Source organism: Acutalibacter sp. LFL-21 (genome assembly GCF_025630755.1).
Classification (GTDB): Bacteria; Bacillota; Clostridia; order Oscillospirales; family Acutalibacteraceae; genus Acutalibacter; species Acutalibacter stercoravium.
The window spans coordinates 227,879-244,120 of sequence record NZ_JAOTNT010000005.1 but is presented as its reverse complement, the minus strand read 5'-3'; the positions used below and the strand labels follow the sequence as shown (position 1 = coordinate 244,120).

Sequence of the window (16,242 nt, the reverse complement as noted above, 5' to 3'; positions counted from 1 at the left end):
AACAGGATGGGGGAAAAGTGTAGCTGTTGTTTTGATGCTTTTTCCGTTTCCGCTTTCGTTTCCAAGCAAAAAACCTGCTCTGGCTTAATTGCCGGAGCAGGTTTTTCTACAGGCTGAGGGGGACATACGTCCCCCCTTTTTTGGAGTATGGGAAGGCAGGGCGCTGGTGCCCGGTGGGCACCGTCCAGCGCCGACCGAGGCGGCAGCCGAGAACTACGGTCCCGCACCCCCCTTAGGCCGTGGGACGCTGTCCCACACCCTGCAAGTTTTTTGAAAAAAACTTGACTAAAAACTTTTACGTTTCTCCACCCGGCCAAAGCGCGGGCTTTCCAGTTAGCCGCCCCCCGCAAACCCCGGCGCCTTAAAGCGCCGTTCGCGTCATGTCCAGTCCGGTCACGGACCGGTCACGGATAGCTCCATAGGGCCGCTGACGGTGTCCAGCCGCACCCGGGCGCCGCCGCCGCCGCACACAGCCCGGCCCTTGCGGCGGCCCAGCTCCCCAGAAAGGGGGAATTGGCTGGAAAAGCTGCCGGACATGCTGGTGTATTCCACAGAAAAGCCGGTCTCGGTCTCTGGCAGCAGCAGGCTGATCCGGCCGGAAACCGTGGTCACCCGCACCTGCTGGGGAAGCTGCCCAGCCTGTAGGCGCACCGCCCCTGAAACCGTGCTCAGGTGCAGCTCTTCCCCGTTGCCCACGGCGGAAATGCCGCCGGAGACGGTCTCGACCCGCAGCCGCTGGGCCGCAAAGCCGCAGAGCTCTGCCTTGCCCGAGGTGGCGTTGACCCGCAGCTCTTGGGCGTAAACCTCTGTCAGGCTTACCGCGCCAGAGACGGACTCCACCCGCAGGGCTTGGGCCCGCACCCCCTGGCAGCAAACCGGCCCGGAGATGTTGTTCAGCCGCAGCCTGCCGCCCTGCAGGCCCCCCAGGTAAATGCCGCCAGAGACGTGCTCAACCCGCAGCTGGTCCAGCTGCAGGGCCTGGGGCACCTCTACCACCAGATGCTTCTGCAGGAACAGCTTGCCCCGCAGGCTGCCCTCTGGGCACCAGCGGATGGAGAGCTCGCCCCCCTTCTCCTGCAGGGCCAGGCGCTCCCGCTCTTGCAGGGGGCGCTTGCAGTACTCGCTCACCCGCAGGGTGTCCCCCTCCCAGGGGCGCACCTCCACCGGGCCGCTGACCCACTGAATCTTCAGCGCGGTGATCTCCCCCGCCAAGGGCGCCTCTGGGTAGGCGTTCTCCTCCACCGGCAGGGGGGCAAGGGCCGCCTCTGGGCCGGGCGCCCCCGCCAGCACGCTTTCCCGGGCGGCCTGGGCGGCCTTTTTGGCCTTTTCCCCGGTGTCCTTCAACGTGTCCCGCACCTGGGGCCAGGCGGCTTCCACCGCCTGGGCGGCCCGGCTGACCGCCGCGTCCACCTGAGAGCCCAGCCGCTCCAGGGCCGGGGCGGCTTCATCCAGCGCCGCCGCTATCTCCTGGTAAATGGGCTTGGCGCCCTCCCCCTCCAGGTGGATTTCCACCCGCTGGTTGGGGCCTTGACAGTCCTCGTCACCCTGGTGCTCCGCCTCCCACGTGCCATCCTGGGGCGGCTGGGATTCCTGGGGCTGGGCCGGGGCGGGCTCGTTTTCCCCCAGGGCCTCCAGCAGCCGGGCGGCGTCCTCCTGGGTGATGGTACCCTGTTCCACCATGTCTAAAATCCTGCGCTTTTCCTCGCTCATGTCACTTTCCTCCCTTCAGCTGATTCAGCGCCTCGATGGCGGTGTCCACGCCGATCTCCCCATTGGAGAGCCGCTGGAGAATCTCCGAGCGCTCCTCCTTCTCCCGCAGGGCCCTCAGCTCTGGCTTTTCATCCAGGCCCAGGGCGGAGAGGGCGGCGTCCAGCATATTTTTCACCGTGGGATAGCTGACCCCCAGGGCCCGCTCCACCTCTTTGATGGAGCCCCGGCACCGGAGGAAGGTCTCTACAAACTGCAGATGCTTTTCCTCCAGCCGGCAGAACCGGCAGGGGGAAAACTCCCCAGAGAGCTCTGTGCCGCAGTGGGAACACCTGAGCTTGGTGACCACCATGCTTTCTCCGCACACCGGGCACTGGGCCGGGGCGTGGAACGTGTTCTTTTCCATATCTCCCATCCTTTCCCTTGGATTCTGTCTGCATTATAGCCCCGAAAATAAAGATTGTCAAGATTTAAATTAAAAAAATTAAGTTTTTGAATTAAACATTTTAATCTCAAAGAGAAAGCGCATAAAAAAAGAGGAGTCCCAAGAAGGAACTCCTCTTGCAGGCGGCAGCCGGGAGCGGCCGCGGTGGCAAAAGAATAGGGGGACATACGTCCCCCCTTTTTTGGAGTATGGGAAGGCAGGGCGCTGGTGCCCGGTGGGCACCGTCCAGCGCCGACCGAGGCGGCAGCCAAGAACTACGGTCCTTGCAACCCCCTTAGGGCCGTGGGACGCTGTCCCACACCCTGCAAGTTTTTTGAAAAAAACTTGACTAAAAACTTTTACTTGTCTCCACCGAACCCAAGCGCGGGCATAAAAGTTAGCGGCCCTCACCCAGCCCCGGCGCCTTTAAGCGGCGTGCGCGTCATGTCCAGTCCGGTCACGGACCGGCGTTCGCGACTCGTCCCGCGGGGTCACCCGCCCGGGCGGAGTCGTAGAGGGTGAGCATCAGCTCCACGGTGTCCCGCACGCCGGGGATATCATTGGGGAAGGGCCTATCTTCCCGCAGGCAGTCGTAAAAGTCCCCGATGCACAGGCTGTGGCTGGCCCCCCAGTAGGCCTTCCCTGTGGCCGGGGCCTTGGGCTGGGCCAGGCTGAAGTGCTCCTTGGTGCCGTCCTTCCAGGAGAGGGAAACCTCCTGCTCTTCCATGCGCAGGGTGGCGTTCTCGCACACCAGCTCCACCAGCACCGGAGAGTCCGCGCAGTGGGCCGTGGTGGCGTAGAACAGGGCCGTGGCCTCCCCAAACCGGAGGTAGGCCTCCATTGTGTCCTCCACCTCGATCACGCCCCCCAGGTGGTGGTTGCTCATGGCGGCCTCCGCGTGGGTGGGCTTGCCCAGGAACTGCACCAGCAGGTCCAGAGTGTGGATGGACTGGTTGATGAGCACCCCGCCCCCCTCGGTCTCCAGGCTGCCCCGCCAGCCGCTCTCGGTGTAATAGGGGGCCTCCCGGTGCCAGGTGACAAAGGCCCGGGCCCCCAGCACCTTGCCCGCCTCGCCAGAGGCCAGCACCTCTTTCAGCAGGTGGACGCTCTGGTTGTACCGGTTCTGAAAGCACACCCCCACCCGCACGGGGGCCTTTTCCAGCTCTTGGAACTCCCGCCACTGGCCCCAGCTGATGACCGGGGGCTTTTCTGTGAACACGTGGATGCCCCGGCCCGCCGCCAGCTTGGCCATGGGCGTGTGGAGAGAGTGGGGCGTGCAGATGTGCAGGCTGTCCAGCGCTTCGCCCTCCAGCATCTCCTCCAGGGAGGCGTACGCCCTGCCCCCGTACTTTTCCGCGAAATCCCGGGCCCGCTCCGGCCGGATGTCCGCGCAGGCGGCGAGCTCCACGCCGGGCAGCTCTTGCAGCGCCGCCCCGTGGACTTGGGCAATGCCGCCGCAGCCCACCAGGCCCACCCGATAGGTCTTCATATCACAGCGCCTCCTTTGCCCGGGGGATGCCCGCCAGGATTTCTTTCAGGGAATCCAGGGCCAGCTTCCAGGCGGACTTGCCGTCCAAGGCGGAGCCCCGCTTCTGGGGGTCCTGCTCCAGGGCGGCCAGGCCCGCGAAGTCCGTCAGGTGGGGCTCCAGGGACAAGAAGCCCTTCCAGCCCCCGCCAATCAGGTCCGTGAGGATGTCTTTCACATGGCCGTCCCCCTGCCCGGCGGGCACCACGGCCCCCGTGCCCCACTGGGCGTCCTTCACATGGACGTACTCCACATAGGGCTTCAGCAGCTCATAGGCGGGCAGGGTCTGCTGGCCCACCTGGACAAAGTTGGCAAAGTCGAACACGGCCTTGAAGTGGGGGCCATAGAAGGCCTCCAGCAGCTCTTTGCAGCGGGGGGCGTTGTCCCCGTAGATGCCCTTCTCGTTCTCGTGGAGCAGCAAGCTGTCCCAGCGGCCGGCCTCCTCCACCATGCGGCCCATCCGGTCCAGCACCTCCTCCCGGAAGTCCTCCGGGGCCCGGCCCTGGGGGATGTAGAAGCTGAACATGCGCAGGTAGGGGGCGCCCAGCTCCTTCTGGATCTCCAGGGTGCGCTTCAGCTTTTCCAGGTGGGGGGCAAAGTCCTCCTCCACGCCAATCTTCCCAATGGGCGAGCCGATGGAGGAGACAGAGACCCCCGCCCCGGCCAGCTTGTTTTTCACTTCTTTTCCCTTCTCTGTGGAAAAGTCCGAGACGTTTACCCCGTCCGCGGCCCGCAGCTCGATGTGGGAGAGGCCCCACTCCCGGATGGCGGCCAGCTGCAGGTCCAGCTCCGGCGCGATCTCATCGGAAAAGCCGGAGAGAATGATGTGTTCCATAGTCTGTTCCTCCTCAATAGGTGCCTTCGGTGGAGAAGGTGATGTCCTTGCCCTCCTTCTTGCGGGAGGAGGCCCGGCGCTTATTCAGCTCGGAGAGGAACAGCTCCTCGTCGAAGGGGATGTCCACCGGGCGGCCCAGCCAGCTGGAAAGGTGCATGGCGTTAGAGAGGGTCAGGCCGCGGATGCCCTCATAGCCCTCGGCCACCAGGGGCGTGCCGTGGAGGATGTTCCCGGCAAAGGCGTTTAAGACCCCCACATGCTGGGGGTTTTCCCCATCGGTCTCCACAGTGAGCTTCTCACAGGGGGGCTGGGCAAAGCCCTCTGTGGCGGTGCGGCAGAACTCCCGCTCGTCCTGGGAGAGCTTCCAGAAGGTGAGGGTATCGTTTTCGCACACCAGCTTGCCCAGGGTGCCGGTGACCTCGAAGCGGTTGGTGCCGGGGGCGTCGCCGGTGGTGGGGATGAACACGCCGGTGGCGCCGTTTTCAAACTGGAGGTAGGCGGTCACGTCGTCCTCCACCTCGATATCGTGCCACTTGCCCTCTTGGCAGAAGGCCTGTACGGTTTTGGGCAGGCCGCAAATCCACTGCAAGAGGTCCAGCTGGTGGGGGCACTGATTCAGGAGCACGCCGCCCCCTTCCCCCTCCCAGGTGGCGCGCCAGTCGCCGGAATCGTAGTAGATCTGGGTGCGGTACCAGTCGGTGATAATCCAGTTGACCCGCTTGAGCTCTCCCAGCTGGCCGTTTTGGACCATCTCCCGCATTTTGCGGTAGACGCAGTTGGTGCGCTGGTTGAACATCATGCCAAAGACCTTGCCGCTCTCCTTGGCGGCTTCATTCATCTCCCGCACGGCCTTGGTGTAAACGCCCGCGGGCTTTTCGCACATGACGTGCAGGCCCTGGGCAAAGGCCTCTTTGGCCAGGACAGGGTGCTGGTAGTGGGGCACGGCGATGAGGACGGCCTCGCACAGGCCGCTTTTTATCAAATCGCTGCCCTCCTCAAAGATCTGTACGGTTTCGGGCACAGTGCCCTGGGCCCACTGGCGGCGGGCCTCCCGGCGGTCGGCCACAGCGGCCAGGGCGATCTCGGGGCACTTGCCGGCCAGGATATTCTGCACATGGGTGGTGCCCATGTTGCCCACGCCGATGATGCCAAGTTTGATCTGTTCCATAAAAAGGACTCCTTTCTTGCGGGTGGCCCCGCAGGACATGACGCGAACGGCGCTTTTAGGCGCCGGGGTTTTCTGAGAGACGCTGGCCCAAAAGCCCGCGCTCGGGTTTGAGAGAGACAAGGAAAAGTTTTTAGTCAAGTTTTTTTCAAAAAACTTGCGAGGTGTGGAGCAGAGCTCCACGGCCCTAAGGGGGTTGCAAGGACCGTAGGTCCTGCCTTCCCATACTTCCAAAAAAGGGGGGACGTATGTCCCCCTCTTGTACTGCCACAGAGGCCGGGGTTTTGCTTGTGGAAGGGGCGGGCTGGGTGCCTCCGCGACCGCTCCCGGGGCTATCGCCTGCGGCGCGTGCGCCCCGTTCGCTGATTTCTCTGGTGCAACGCTTTACGTTGCTTTTAAGGTCGCAGCCTTTTGAAAAAGGCTGCACCGAAAACTTTTCTCCGCCTCCGCGCCTACGGCACTCCGGCGCTTATTTATAGCCCAGGCTGTTCAGATACTGATAGCTCTTCTCCAGGCACACAAAGGGGCTCTCCTGGCACACGTCCTGCTCCACCAGCAAATACTGGGTCTTGCCGCACTTCTCCAGGGTGGCGAGAATCTTCTCCCAGGGCAGGTTGCCCTCCCCCACCGGGGCCATAATGGGCTCCCAGCCCTTGACGGCCATATCCTTTAAGTGGACGCAGGGGATGCGGTCCGCGAGCTTCTCAATCCAATCGCACACATCGGCGCCGCCCATCTGCACCCAGTAGGTGTCCAGGGTGAAGCCCAGCTCCTCCGGGGAGAAGCTCTCCAGCAGGGTGTCCATCACCAGCTTGCCATGAAAGCGCTGGAACTCGATGTTGTGGTTGTGGTACATCAGGAGCTTGCCCGCCGCGGCGATCTTCTTGGCAGGCTCTTTGAAGTCCTCCGCAAAGTGAGAGAGCCACTCCGGCGTGCAGTACTTCTTGGGCATCATGCCCAGGCCGATGTAGTCGCAGCCCAGGATCTCGTGCTCTTTGATGACGGCCTCGGTGTCGTTTAAAATCCGGTCCGGGTTCCAGTGGGTGAGCACGACCTGCAGGCCGTGCTTATCGCAGATCTCCCGCACCTGCCGGGCGGGGATGGGACCGATGGCCGAGACCTGCACGGTCTGATAGCCCATCCGCGCCACCTGCTCCAAAGAGCGGTCCAGGTCCTGGGCGGTCTGGGTGTAATCCCGCAATGTAAATAGCTGGGCGCCTAAGCGCATCATACTGCATACCTCCCAAAAGTGCCGGTGCAAACGGCGTTTTTTTCGCTTTCAGTATAGCATGTTCCGGGGAAAAGTCCAGTGCAAATCGAAAAAAACAGCCTTCCTTCACAAAATGCCGGAAGGACCGGGCAGAAATGAAAAAAACGGGCGAATTTTTCTTTGCGGCGGTTTTTTCCCCCCTTTTCAAGGGCCCCGGGCCGCAGTATAATAAACGCAGTTCCTTCATATCATTCATACTCTCCAAAGGAGGCCCTGCTTATGTTGCAGCAAGTTATGACCGCCCCCGGCACCATTGAATTTCGAGAGGTGCCCACCCCCCAGCCCCAGCCCGGCGAGGTGCTGGTGAAGATTGTGAAGATCGGCGTGTGCGGGTCGGACATCCACGTCTATCACGGGGAGCACCCCTTCACCAAGTACCCCATCACCCAGGGGCATGAGGTCTCCGGCGAGATTGCCGCCCTGGGCGAGGGGGTCACCGGGTTCACTGTGGGCCAGAAGGTGACCATTCAGCCCCAGGTGGTGTGCGGCAAGTGCTGGCCCTGCCGCCACGGCAAGTACAATCTGTGCGAGGAGCTGAAGGTGATGGGCTTCCAGACCACGGGGGTGGCCTCTCACTACTTCGCGGTGGACGCCAAAAAGGTGACGCCCCTGCCGGAGGGGATGAGCTTTGACGAGGGCGCCATGATTGAGCCCCTGGCGGTGGCGGTCCACGCGGTGCGCCAGGCCGGGGACGTGGCGGGCAAGGATATCTGCGTGCTGGGGGCGGGCCCCATCGGCATTTTGGTGGCCCAGGCGGCCAAGGGCCTGGGGGCCCGGAAGGTGATGGTCACCGATGTGAGCGACATCCGCCTGGAAAAGGCCAAGGAGTGCGGCGCGGATGTGTGCGTCAACACCCGTAAGGAGGACTTCGCCCAGGCGTTTGTCCAGTGCTTTGGCCCGGACAAGGCCGACGTCATCTACGACTGCGCGGGCAACAACGTCACCATGGGACAGGCCATTGCCAACGCCCGCAAGGGCAGCACCATCATCCTGGTGGCCGTGTTCGCCACCCGGGGGGACATCGACCTGGCGGTGCTCAACGACCACGAGCTGGACCTGAACACCTCCATGATGTACCGCAACGAGGACTACCTGGCCGCCATCGAGCTGGTGAACCAGGGCAAGGTGCAGCTGAAACCCCTGATCTCCGAGCACTTCGCCTTTCAGGACTATCTGAAGGCCTACCAGTACATCGACGAGAACCGGGAGACCACCATGAAGGTCATCATCAACGTGCAGGAATAAAGGGCTTTTGCGCTCTCTTCCCAGGGCGCGCAGGAAAACAGGGCAGGCGGGAAGCTTCGGCTTCCCGCCTGCCCTGTCTGCTTTTTCCCGAAAAAGGGGCGCCGGCCCTTGCAGGCTGGCGCCCCCTTTTTAGAAAGAGAGAGAATTGCTCGCGTATGGTCTATGGAACCGGCAGTCACTTCTGGGGGGTTTTGGTCACTGTCACCCCGCAGCCGTGGCAGCCGCCGCAGCTGCCCCCACAGGCAGAGCAGCCGCCCTTGTGGTGCCTGCGGTTGTAGATGCCCTTGCCCACGATGGCGAAGAAGGCCGCCGCAACAAGCAGGCCGATGAGGATGGTAGGGATCATAGTTCTGCCACCTTTCTATCTAGGTGCTTCTGGGGGACGTCCGTCCCCTTCTTTGTGTATGGGAAGGCAGGACCTACGGTCCTTGCAACCCCCTTAGGGCCGTGGAGCTCTGCTCCACACCTCGCAAGTTTTTTGAAAAAAACTTGACTAAAAACTTTTCCTTGTCTCCACCCAAGAGGGGGACGTACGTCCCTCCTTTTTTGTGTATGGGAAGGCAGGACCTACGGTCCCGCACCCCCCTGAAGGTCTTGGGGTTTCACCCCAAACCCCACAAGCCTTTTGAAAAAGGCTTGAGCGAAAACTTTACTTGTCTCCACCCAACTTGCGTGGAGGGACCCGCCCTTGCGGAACGCAAGAAGGCGGCTTGTCCCGTGCGGTCACGCACCGCCGTTCGCGACTTGAGTGCCCAGGCACTGCGCCGGATTCAGTTTCCGGAGGCGCGCACCGCGCTGACGGAGTGCAGGTGCTCCTCGTCATAGGGGTTCCTGCGCACCAGCAGGTAGATGATGGCGATAACGGCCAGAATGGCGATCACGGTGCCAATGCCAAAGCCGCCGCCCACAAACAGGGAGCCGATCTGGTACACAATGAAGGAGACCACATAGGCCAGGCCGCACATGTAGCCAATGGCGCCCAGGGTCCATTTCCAGTTGTTCATCTCCCGCTTGATGGCGCCCATGGCCGCGAAGCAGGGGGCGCACAGCAGGTTGAAGATCATAAAGCTGTAGGCCGTGAGGGGGGTGTAGTGGGCGGCCACGGCGGTCCACAGGCTGGGGTCGTCCTCTGCCACTTCAGAGCCCACGCCGAACAGCACGCCAAAGGTGGACACCACATTCTCCTTGGCAATCAAGCCGGTAAACACCGCCACGGTGGACTGCCAGTCCCCAAAGCCCAGGGGGGCGAAGACCAGGCAGATGGCGCTGCCGATGGCCGCCAGGATGGAGCTGTTGTTGTCCTCCACCATGGTGAACTGGCCGTCCACAAAGCCGAAGCCCTGGAGGAACCACAGGATGATGGAGGAGGCCAGGATGATGGTGCCCGCCCGCTTAATAAAGGACCAGCCCCGCTCCCAGGTGGCCCGCAGCACGTTGACCGCGGCAGGCACATGGTAGGCGGGCAGCTCCATGACGAAGGGCGCCGGGTCGCCGGCGAACATCTTGGTCTTTTTCAGGATGATGCCCGAGAGGATAATGGCGGCGATGCCGATGAAGTAGGCGGACACAGCCACCCAGCCGCTGCCGCCGAACAGCGCCCCGGCGAACAGGCCCACAATGGGCATCTTCGCCCCGCAGGGCACGAAGGTGGTGGTCATAATGGTCATGCGGCGGTCCCGCTCGTTCTCAATGGTGCGGGAGGCCATCACCCCCGGCACCCCGCAGCCGGAGCCGATGAGCATGGGGATGAAGCTCTTGCCGGAAAGGCCGAACTTCCGGAAAATCCGGTCCATGATGAAGGCCACCCGGGCCATGTAGCCAATGTCCTCCAGGACGGAGAGCATCAGGAACAGCACCAGCATCTGGGGCACAAAGCCCAGCACAGCGCCCACACCGGCCACAATGCCGTCGGAGACCAGGCCCGTCAGCCAATCGGCAGTGCCCCAGCTGGTAAGCAGCGAGCGGGAGCCCTCTGTCATCCAGGCGCCGCCCAGCACGTCGTTGGTCCAATCTGTCAGGAAGGTGCCGAAGGGCCCCATGGCCACCCAGTACACCACATACATGACCAGGATGAAGATGGGCAGGGCCAGAATGCGGTTGGTGACGATTTTGTCGATCTTATCCGAGGTGGACAGGCTGTGGAGGGCCGCTTTCTTCTTCACGGCTTTGTCCACCACCCGGCTGATGTAGGCGTAGCGCTGGTTGGTGATGATGCTCTCGGCGTCATCATCCAGCTCTTTCTCGCAGTCCCGGATGTGCTCCTCCAGGTGCTTTTTCAGGCTTGCGTCCAGCTCCATCTGGTCCAGCACCTTCTCGTCCCGCTCGAACACCTTGATGGCGTACCACCGCAGGTTGCGGGCGTCCACCTTTCCGGCGATGGACTCCTCAATGTGGGCAATGGCGTGCTCTACGCTGCCGGTGAACACGTGGGGCAGCTCCTTCTCAGACTGGCCCTTGGCCCGCTGGGCGGCCTGTACGCAGCGCTGGGCGGCCTCCATGCCGCCCTCGTTTTTCAGGGCGCTCATCTCCACCACGTCGCAGCCCAGGGCCTCGCCCAGCTTTTTCAGGTCGATCCTGTCGCCGTTTTTGCGCACCAGGTCAATCATGTTCACGGCAACCACTACGGGGATGCCCAGCTCGATGAGCTGGGTGGTCAGGTACAGGTTGCGCTCGATGTTGGTGCCGTCCACAATGTTCAAAATGGCGTCTGGCTTTTCGTTGACCAGATAGCCCCGGGCCACCACTTCCTCCAGGGTGTAGGGGGAAAGGGAGTAGATGCCGGGCAGGTCCTGGATGACCACGTCCTTGTTCCCCTTCAGGCGGCCCTCCTTCTTTTCCACGGTGACGCCGGGCCAGTTGCCCACGTATTGGTTAGAGCCGGTCAGGGCATTGAACAGGGTGGTTTTCCCGCAGTTCGGGTTGCCCGCCAGCGCGATCTTGATTTCCATTTTCTCAGTTCCCTCCTAAGCTGTTAGAAAAACCTAACCGCCGGGCCGGAAAAACGCCCCCCGCCGGAAGGGCCGGGGGCCCGGGGCCCAGCTCATCCAATCTCGATCATTCCGGCATCGGCCTTGCGCACAGAAAGCTCATAGCCCCGCACAGAAAGCTCCATGGGGTCCCCCAGGGGGGCCACTTTCCGCACATGGATCTCCACGCCCTTGGTAATGCCCATGTCCATAATGCGGCGCTTGGTAGCGCCCTCTCCGTGGAGCTTTACCACCTTGACGGTGTCGCCCACCTTGGCATCGCGCAGTGTTCTCATGTTCCCTCTCCTTTCTAGCTGGTTCAGACCAAAATGCGGGCGGCCATGCTTCGGTCCAGGGCCACGCGGCTGTCCTTCACCTGGAGGATTAGGTTTCCGCCCAATTCGCTCACCACGGTGACCTTGCCGTCCACCACAAAGCCAAGCTCTGCCAAGTGCTGCCGCACCTCGTCCTTCCCGGTAACCCTGCCAATGGTAAAGGTCTCTCCGGGCTTTGCCATCGCCAATGGCATCATACAGAATTCCCCCTTATCATGCGGTTAGAAATTTCTAACCACAAGGCATTGGAAAGAGGTTAGCAAATTCTAACCTCGGAACGTCTTTCAGTTTAGCGCTCTCTTACCGATTTGTCAAGAGGGAAACGGCCCCTGGGGAGAAAAAAGTTAGAATATACTAATTAGTTGTGGCTATCCACCTGTTCTCCGGCGCTTTCACCAAGGCGCCCTTGGGCCGGGCGCCTGTTTCCTCAGCCCTTCCGGGCGGGGGATTCCCCCCGGGCCAAAAGCCGCTTGCAGGCCAGGGCAGCGCCGATGAGCAGGGCGGGGAACACCACCGCCAGCAGCAGGCCGGCCTTCAGCTGGCCCCCCAGCAGGCCAGAGGCCATGCCCACCAGGGTGGGGCCGCTGGTGCAGCCCAGGTCCCCGGCCAGGGCCAGCAGGGCAAACATGGCGGTGCCCCCCTTGGGGCAGTGGCGGGAGGCCACGCTGAAGGTGCCCGGCCACAAAATGCCCACCGAAACGCCGCAGATGCCGCAGCCCACCAGGGCCAGCGCCGGATGGGGCGCCAGGGCCGCCAGCAGGTATCCCCCCGCGCAGAGCAGGCCGCAGGCAATCTCACAGTTGAGCAGGCTTAGGCGGCCGCCCCACTTGGCGTAGGCCACCCGGGAAAGGCCCATCAGCACAGAGAACATGCAGGGGCCCGCCAGGTCCCCCACTGTCTTAGAGACCCCCAGGCCGCTCTCCGCAAAGGCAGAGGCCCACTGGCTCATGGCCTGTTCGCAGGCCCCGGCGGCCACCATCAGCAGGGCAAAAACCCAGAAGAGCTTCATGGAGAACAGCTTGCCCAGGGGCAGGCTCTCTCCCTCTTGGGTGAGGGGGGCAATGGGCACCTGGGTGAAGTACACCGCGTTGCACAGGGGCAAAATGGCCCACAGCAGGGCCAGCAGGCTCCAGCTGTCCCGGCCGGCGGCCTGCAAAAACAGGGTGGAAAGCAGGATGACCCCCACCGTGCCCCAGCAGTAAAAGGAGTGGAGCAGGCTCATGACAGAGGCCTTGTTCTCGGTGGGGCAGGCCTCTACAATGGGGCTGATGAGCACCTCGATGAGGCCGCCCCCAATGGCGTACAGCCCCACCGCCAGCATGAGCCCGGCGTAGGGGTCGGGGAACAGGCGGGGGAAGGTGCCCATGCCGATGAGCCCCGCCGCGGCAAACAGGTGGGCCGCCACCACGCAGGGCCGGTAGCCAATCTTGTCCACAAAGCGGGCGGCGATCAAATCCACCAGCAGCTGCAGGCAGAAGTTCCCCGTCACCAGCAGGGTGATCTTCTCCAGGCTGATCGCAAAGGCCTGCTGGAAGATCACAAACAGCAGGGGGGCCAGGTTGTTGACAATGGCCTGGGTGATGTAGCCCAGATAGCAGGCGTATTGGGTGTGGCGGTAATTGGCGCGGATCGACATAGGGGCACATCCTCCTCAAAAATCAGAAACTTGCTCTATTATAGCAGAGAACGCCCCGCCGGGATAGCAGGATTTTCACAAAAAGCTCTAAAATTTTTCCAAAAAAAGAAGGCCCCGGCCAGGGCCTTCTTCCGCTAAGAGCGGCTGTCAGGAGAGCAGGGAGCGCACCTGCTCCAACGGCAGGCCCTGCTCCCGGGCGATGCGGGCCAGGTCCTCGTACTCCGGCTTTCTGCGGGTGACGCCCCAGCCGGTGGAGACCTTCACCCCCACAGGGCCCCAGGGGGTCTCTGCCCGCTCTTGAGAGCGGGCCAGGGTGTAGCGGGCGCACAGGCGCTCCCGCACGCCCAGGGTGGTGGTGTGGAGAAACAGCAGGGAGACCAGTCCTTCCCGGTCCTCCTCCCGGCAGAGGACGGTCAAAAGCACCCCGGGGCGGCCCTTCTTCATGCCAATGGGCTGGGTGAACACGTCCAGGGCCCCGGCCTCCAGCAGGCGCTCCTGGGCAAAGCCCAGGGCCTCCCCTGTCATGTCATCCAGGTTGCAGCACAGCTCCAGCACGGTCTCCCGGCCGGCCTCACTGCCGCTCTGGCCCCACATGGCCCGCACACAGTTGGCGGCCTCGAAGTCCTTCTTCCCCATGCCGTAGCCGGTTTTTTCCACCCGCATCACCGGGGCGGGGCCAAAGCGCTGGACAAAGTGCTTTAACAGGGCCGCGCCGGTGGGGGTGCACAGCTCCCCTTGGACGCTGCCGCCGTAGGTGGGCACCCCCTGCAGGATGTACGCCGTGGCCGGGGCGGGCACCGGCAGGATGCCGTGGGCGCAGCGCACCTGGCCGCAGCCCACATGGACGGGCGAGGCCACAATCCGCTCGGGGGCCAGGTCGTGGAGGAGCCAGCACACCGCCACCACGTCGGTGACGGCGTCCAGGGTGCCCACCTCGTGGAAGTGGATTTCCTCCACCGGGCGGCCGTGGGCGTGGCTCTCCGCCTGGGCGATGAGCTGGTACACCGCTTCGGCGTCCTGGCGCACCGGCTGGGGGATGTCCAAATGGGAGAGGATGTGGCGGATGTCCCCCATGCCCGCGTGGTGGTGATGGCCGTGGCCGTGCCCGTGGGTGTGGGCATGGTCGTGCTCGTGGGTATGCTCGTGAGTGTGGTCGTGGGTATGCTCATGGCCGTGATGGGCCTCGTCCTGGGCCGTCTCGTGGGTGTGTTCGTGGCTGTGGGGGTGGAGGGGCACGTCCTGGCTCTCCTCCTCTTCCCCGGCCACGGTGACGGAGACCTGGGTGCCGGTGATGCCGCACTTGACAGCGGGCTGGGCGGAAAAGACCACACCGGGCAGGCCCAGGCGGTTCATGCGCTGGGCAAAGCCCTGGGGGTCGGGGTGAAGCTCTAACAGGGCGGCGGTGAGCATGTCCCCGGCAGCGCCCATGTTGCATTCCAAATACAGTGTTTTCATAGGGATCCTCCTTTTTGAGATCGCGCGCCCAGTGCCTGGGTTCTCAAGTCGTGGCGCGTGGCCGCGCAGGACAAGCCGCCTTCTTGCGTTCCGCAAGGGCGGGTCCCTCCACGCAAGTTGGGTGGAGACAAGTAAAAGTTTCGTCCACCTTTTCAAAGGGCCGCTACGTCCCGGTGGGACGTTGCCCAGCGGCCGACCGAGCCGGCAGGCGAGAAGCAGGGTGCGGGGGCGCAGTTTGCTGGTGGCAAACGCTCTGCGCCGACCGAACCGGCAGGTGAGACCGACGCCCCTGCGGCCTTAGTCGCCTTCGGCAAACGCAGGAAAATAGGAAAATAGTCCAGCGGACTGTTTTCCGTAAGAGTCTCCGCTTCCGCTCCGGTCGGTCCTGGACGCGTGCCACTGGCACGCAGGACCCCTCGTCGGGGGGCGCTGGTGCCCGGTGGGCACCGTTCAGCGCCGACCGAGCCGGCAGGCGAGACTTCTTGGGCGGGCCCACGGCCCGCAGAGGGCTTCCGCAAGCCCGCCTGCCCTGCCCGCGAAAGCGTGCGCCGCCCTTTGGCGCAAGCGGGCGGAAAGGGCAAGCACGGTGCTTCCCCCGGGCTCTGTGCCATCCAAGAGGGGGACATACGTCCCCCCATTTTTGCTGACGCTTAGGAAGGCAGGACCTACGGTCCCGCACCCCCCTTAGGGCCGTGGAGCTCTACTCCACACCTCGCAGCTTTTGAAAAAGCTGGCAAAACTTTTACTTGTCTCTACCAAACCCAAGCGCGGGCCGCTTGCCAGCCGCCCCCCGCAAACCCCGCCGCCCTAAAGCGGCGTGCGCGTCTTGAGAGCGCAGGCACTGCGCCGGCCACGGACTATAAGTGGTTGATCATACTGGCCAAATACCCGGCGCCAAAGCCGTTGTCGATATTCACCACGCTGACCCCGCTGGCGCAGGAGTTCAGCATGGACAGCAGCGCTGCCAGGCCCCCAAAGGCCGCCCCGTATCCCACGCTGGTGGGCACGGCGATCACCGGGCAGTCGGAAAGGCCCCCGATGACGCTGGCCAGGGCCCCCTCCATCCCGGCGATGGCGATGATGACCCGGGCGCTCATAATGTCCTCCAGGTGGGAGAGGGTGCGGTGCAGGCCCGCCACGCCCACATCGTACAGGCGGGTGACTTGGTTGCCCAGCACCTCGGCGGTGAGGGCGGCCTCCTCGGCCACGGGTATGTCGCTGGTGCCGCCGGTTGCCACCACAATGGTGCCCTTGCCGGTGGGGGCGGGCATCTCCCCCACAATGCCGATGCGGCCCATCTCGTGGTAGCTAAGGGGCAAATCCTCCCCCACCACCTGGGCGGCCTCTCGGGTCATGCGGGTGATGAGGATGGCCTTTTCCCCGGTCTGCCGCATAGAGGCGGCGATGTCGTGGATCTGCCGGGGTGTTTTCCCCGCGCCGTAGATGACCTCCGCGGCGCCCTGGCGCAGGCCCCGGTGGTTGTCCACCTTGGCGAAGCCCAGCTCCTGAAAGGGCTCCATTTTCAGGGCCAGAACCGCCTCGTCCACCGAGCGCTGGCCCTGGGCCACCTGCTCTAAAAGGGAGCGTATTTCCTGTTGGTCCATTTGAAGGACCTCCTTTCCAATGGAGAAAAGAATGAAATGAAAACGTTTCAGCTGGGTGGAGGGAGCCGCCCTTGC

14 protein-coding genes are annotated in these 16,242 nt (G+C 63.4%); 1 reads left to right on the top strand and 13 read right to left on the bottom strand.

Going from position 1 to position 16,242, the window contains the following annotated elements; all coding sequences use genetic code 11:
* Positions 1–393: 393 nt before the first annotated feature.
* The 6 genes from ODJ80_RS08205 to ODJ80_RS08180 form a co-directional block, all read right to left on the bottom strand.
* Positions 394–1,710, bottom strand: a complete 1,317-nt coding sequence (locus ODJ80_RS08205; protein WP_263041700.1) for a DUF4097 family beta strand repeat-containing protein — start codon at positions 1,708–1,710, stop codon at positions 394–396.
* Between the two features lies 1 nt (position 1,711).
* A complete protein-coding gene (locus tag ODJ80_RS08200) occupies positions 1,712–2,113 on the bottom strand; it encodes a DUF2089 domain-containing protein (protein ID WP_263041699.1) in 402 nt (133 codons plus the stop codon).
* A 475-nt stretch (positions 2,114–2,588) separates the two neighbouring features.
* A complete protein-coding gene (locus ODJ80_RS08195) occupies positions 2,589–3,620 on the bottom strand; it encodes a Gfo/Idh/MocA family protein (protein WP_263041698.1) in 1,032 nt (343 codons plus the stop codon).
* A 1-nt stretch (position 3,621) separates the two neighbouring features.
* A complete protein-coding gene (locus ODJ80_RS08190) occupies positions 3,622–4,491 on the bottom strand; it encodes a sugar phosphate isomerase/epimerase family protein (protein WP_263041697.1) in 870 nt (289 codons plus the stop codon).
* Positions 4,492–4,504: 13 nt separating this feature from the next.
* The gene (locus ODJ80_RS08185; RefSeq protein WP_263041696.1) at positions 4,505–5,659 is read right to left on the bottom strand and encodes a Gfo/Idh/MocA family protein; all 1,155 of its coding nucleotides are present in this window, start codon (positions 5,657–5,659) and stop codon (positions 4,505–4,507) included.
* 466 nt (positions 5,660–6,125) lie between these two features.
* Positions 6,126–6,887, bottom strand: a complete 762-nt coding sequence (locus tag ODJ80_RS08180) for a sugar phosphate isomerase/epimerase family protein (RefSeq protein ID WP_263041695.1) — start codon at positions 6,885–6,887, stop codon at positions 6,126–6,128.
* A 258-nt stretch (positions 6,888–7,145) separates the two neighbouring features.
* Between ODJ80_RS08180 and ODJ80_RS08175 the strand changes: the two genes are divergently transcribed.
* Positions 7,146–8,171 (top strand): zinc-dependent alcohol dehydrogenase, encoded by a 1,026-nt coding sequence (locus ODJ80_RS08175; protein WP_263041694.1) that lies wholly within the window; start codon positions 7,146–7,148, stop codon positions 8,169–8,171.
* Between the two features lie 175 nt (positions 8,172–8,346).
* Here the strand turns inward: ODJ80_RS08175 and ODJ80_RS08170 are convergent, their stop codons facing one another.
* The 7 genes from ODJ80_RS08170 to larB all read right to left on the bottom strand — a co-directional run bounded on the left by ODJ80_RS08170 (position 8,347) and on the right by larB (position 16,167).
* Entirely contained in the window at positions 8,347–8,517 is a 171-nt protein-coding gene (locus ODJ80_RS08170) for a hypothetical protein (RefSeq protein WP_178864135.1), read from the bottom strand.
* A 424-nt stretch (positions 8,518–8,941) separates the two neighbouring features.
* Positions 8,942–11,119, bottom strand: a complete 2,178-nt coding sequence (gene feoB / locus ODJ80_RS08165) for a ferrous iron transport protein B (protein WP_263041693.1) — start codon at positions 11,117–11,119, stop codon at positions 8,942–8,944.
* A 92-nt stretch (positions 11,120–11,211) separates the two neighbouring features.
* Positions 11,212–11,433, bottom strand: coding sequence for a FeoA family protein (locus tag ODJ80_RS08160; RefSeq protein WP_178864133.1), 222 nt, complete (start codon positions 11,431–11,433; stop codon positions 11,212–11,214).
* 23 nt (positions 11,434–11,456) lie between these two features.
* Positions 11,457–11,669, bottom strand: a complete 213-nt coding sequence (locus tag ODJ80_RS08155; RefSeq protein WP_178864132.1) for a FeoA family protein — start codon at positions 11,667–11,669, stop codon at positions 11,457–11,459.
* 230 nt (positions 11,670–11,899) lie between these two features.
* Positions 11,900–13,108: an MFS transporter gene (locus tag ODJ80_RS08150; protein WP_263041692.1), complete on the bottom strand. Its 1,209-nt coding sequence runs from the start codon at positions 13,106–13,108 to the stop codon at positions 11,900–11,902.
* A 147-nt stretch (positions 13,109–13,255) separates the two neighbouring features.
* A complete protein-coding gene (gene larC, locus ODJ80_RS08145) occupies positions 13,256–14,563 on the bottom strand; it encodes a nickel pincer cofactor biosynthesis protein LarC (protein WP_263041691.1) in 1,308 nt (435 codons plus the stop codon).
* A gap of 857 nt (positions 14,564–15,420) precedes the next feature.
* Positions 15,421–16,167, bottom strand: a complete 747-nt coding sequence (gene larB, locus ODJ80_RS08140; protein ID WP_263041690.1) for a nickel pincer cofactor biosynthesis protein LarB — start codon at positions 16,165–16,167, stop codon at positions 15,421–15,423.
* Positions 16,168–16,242: the final 75 nt, after the last annotated feature.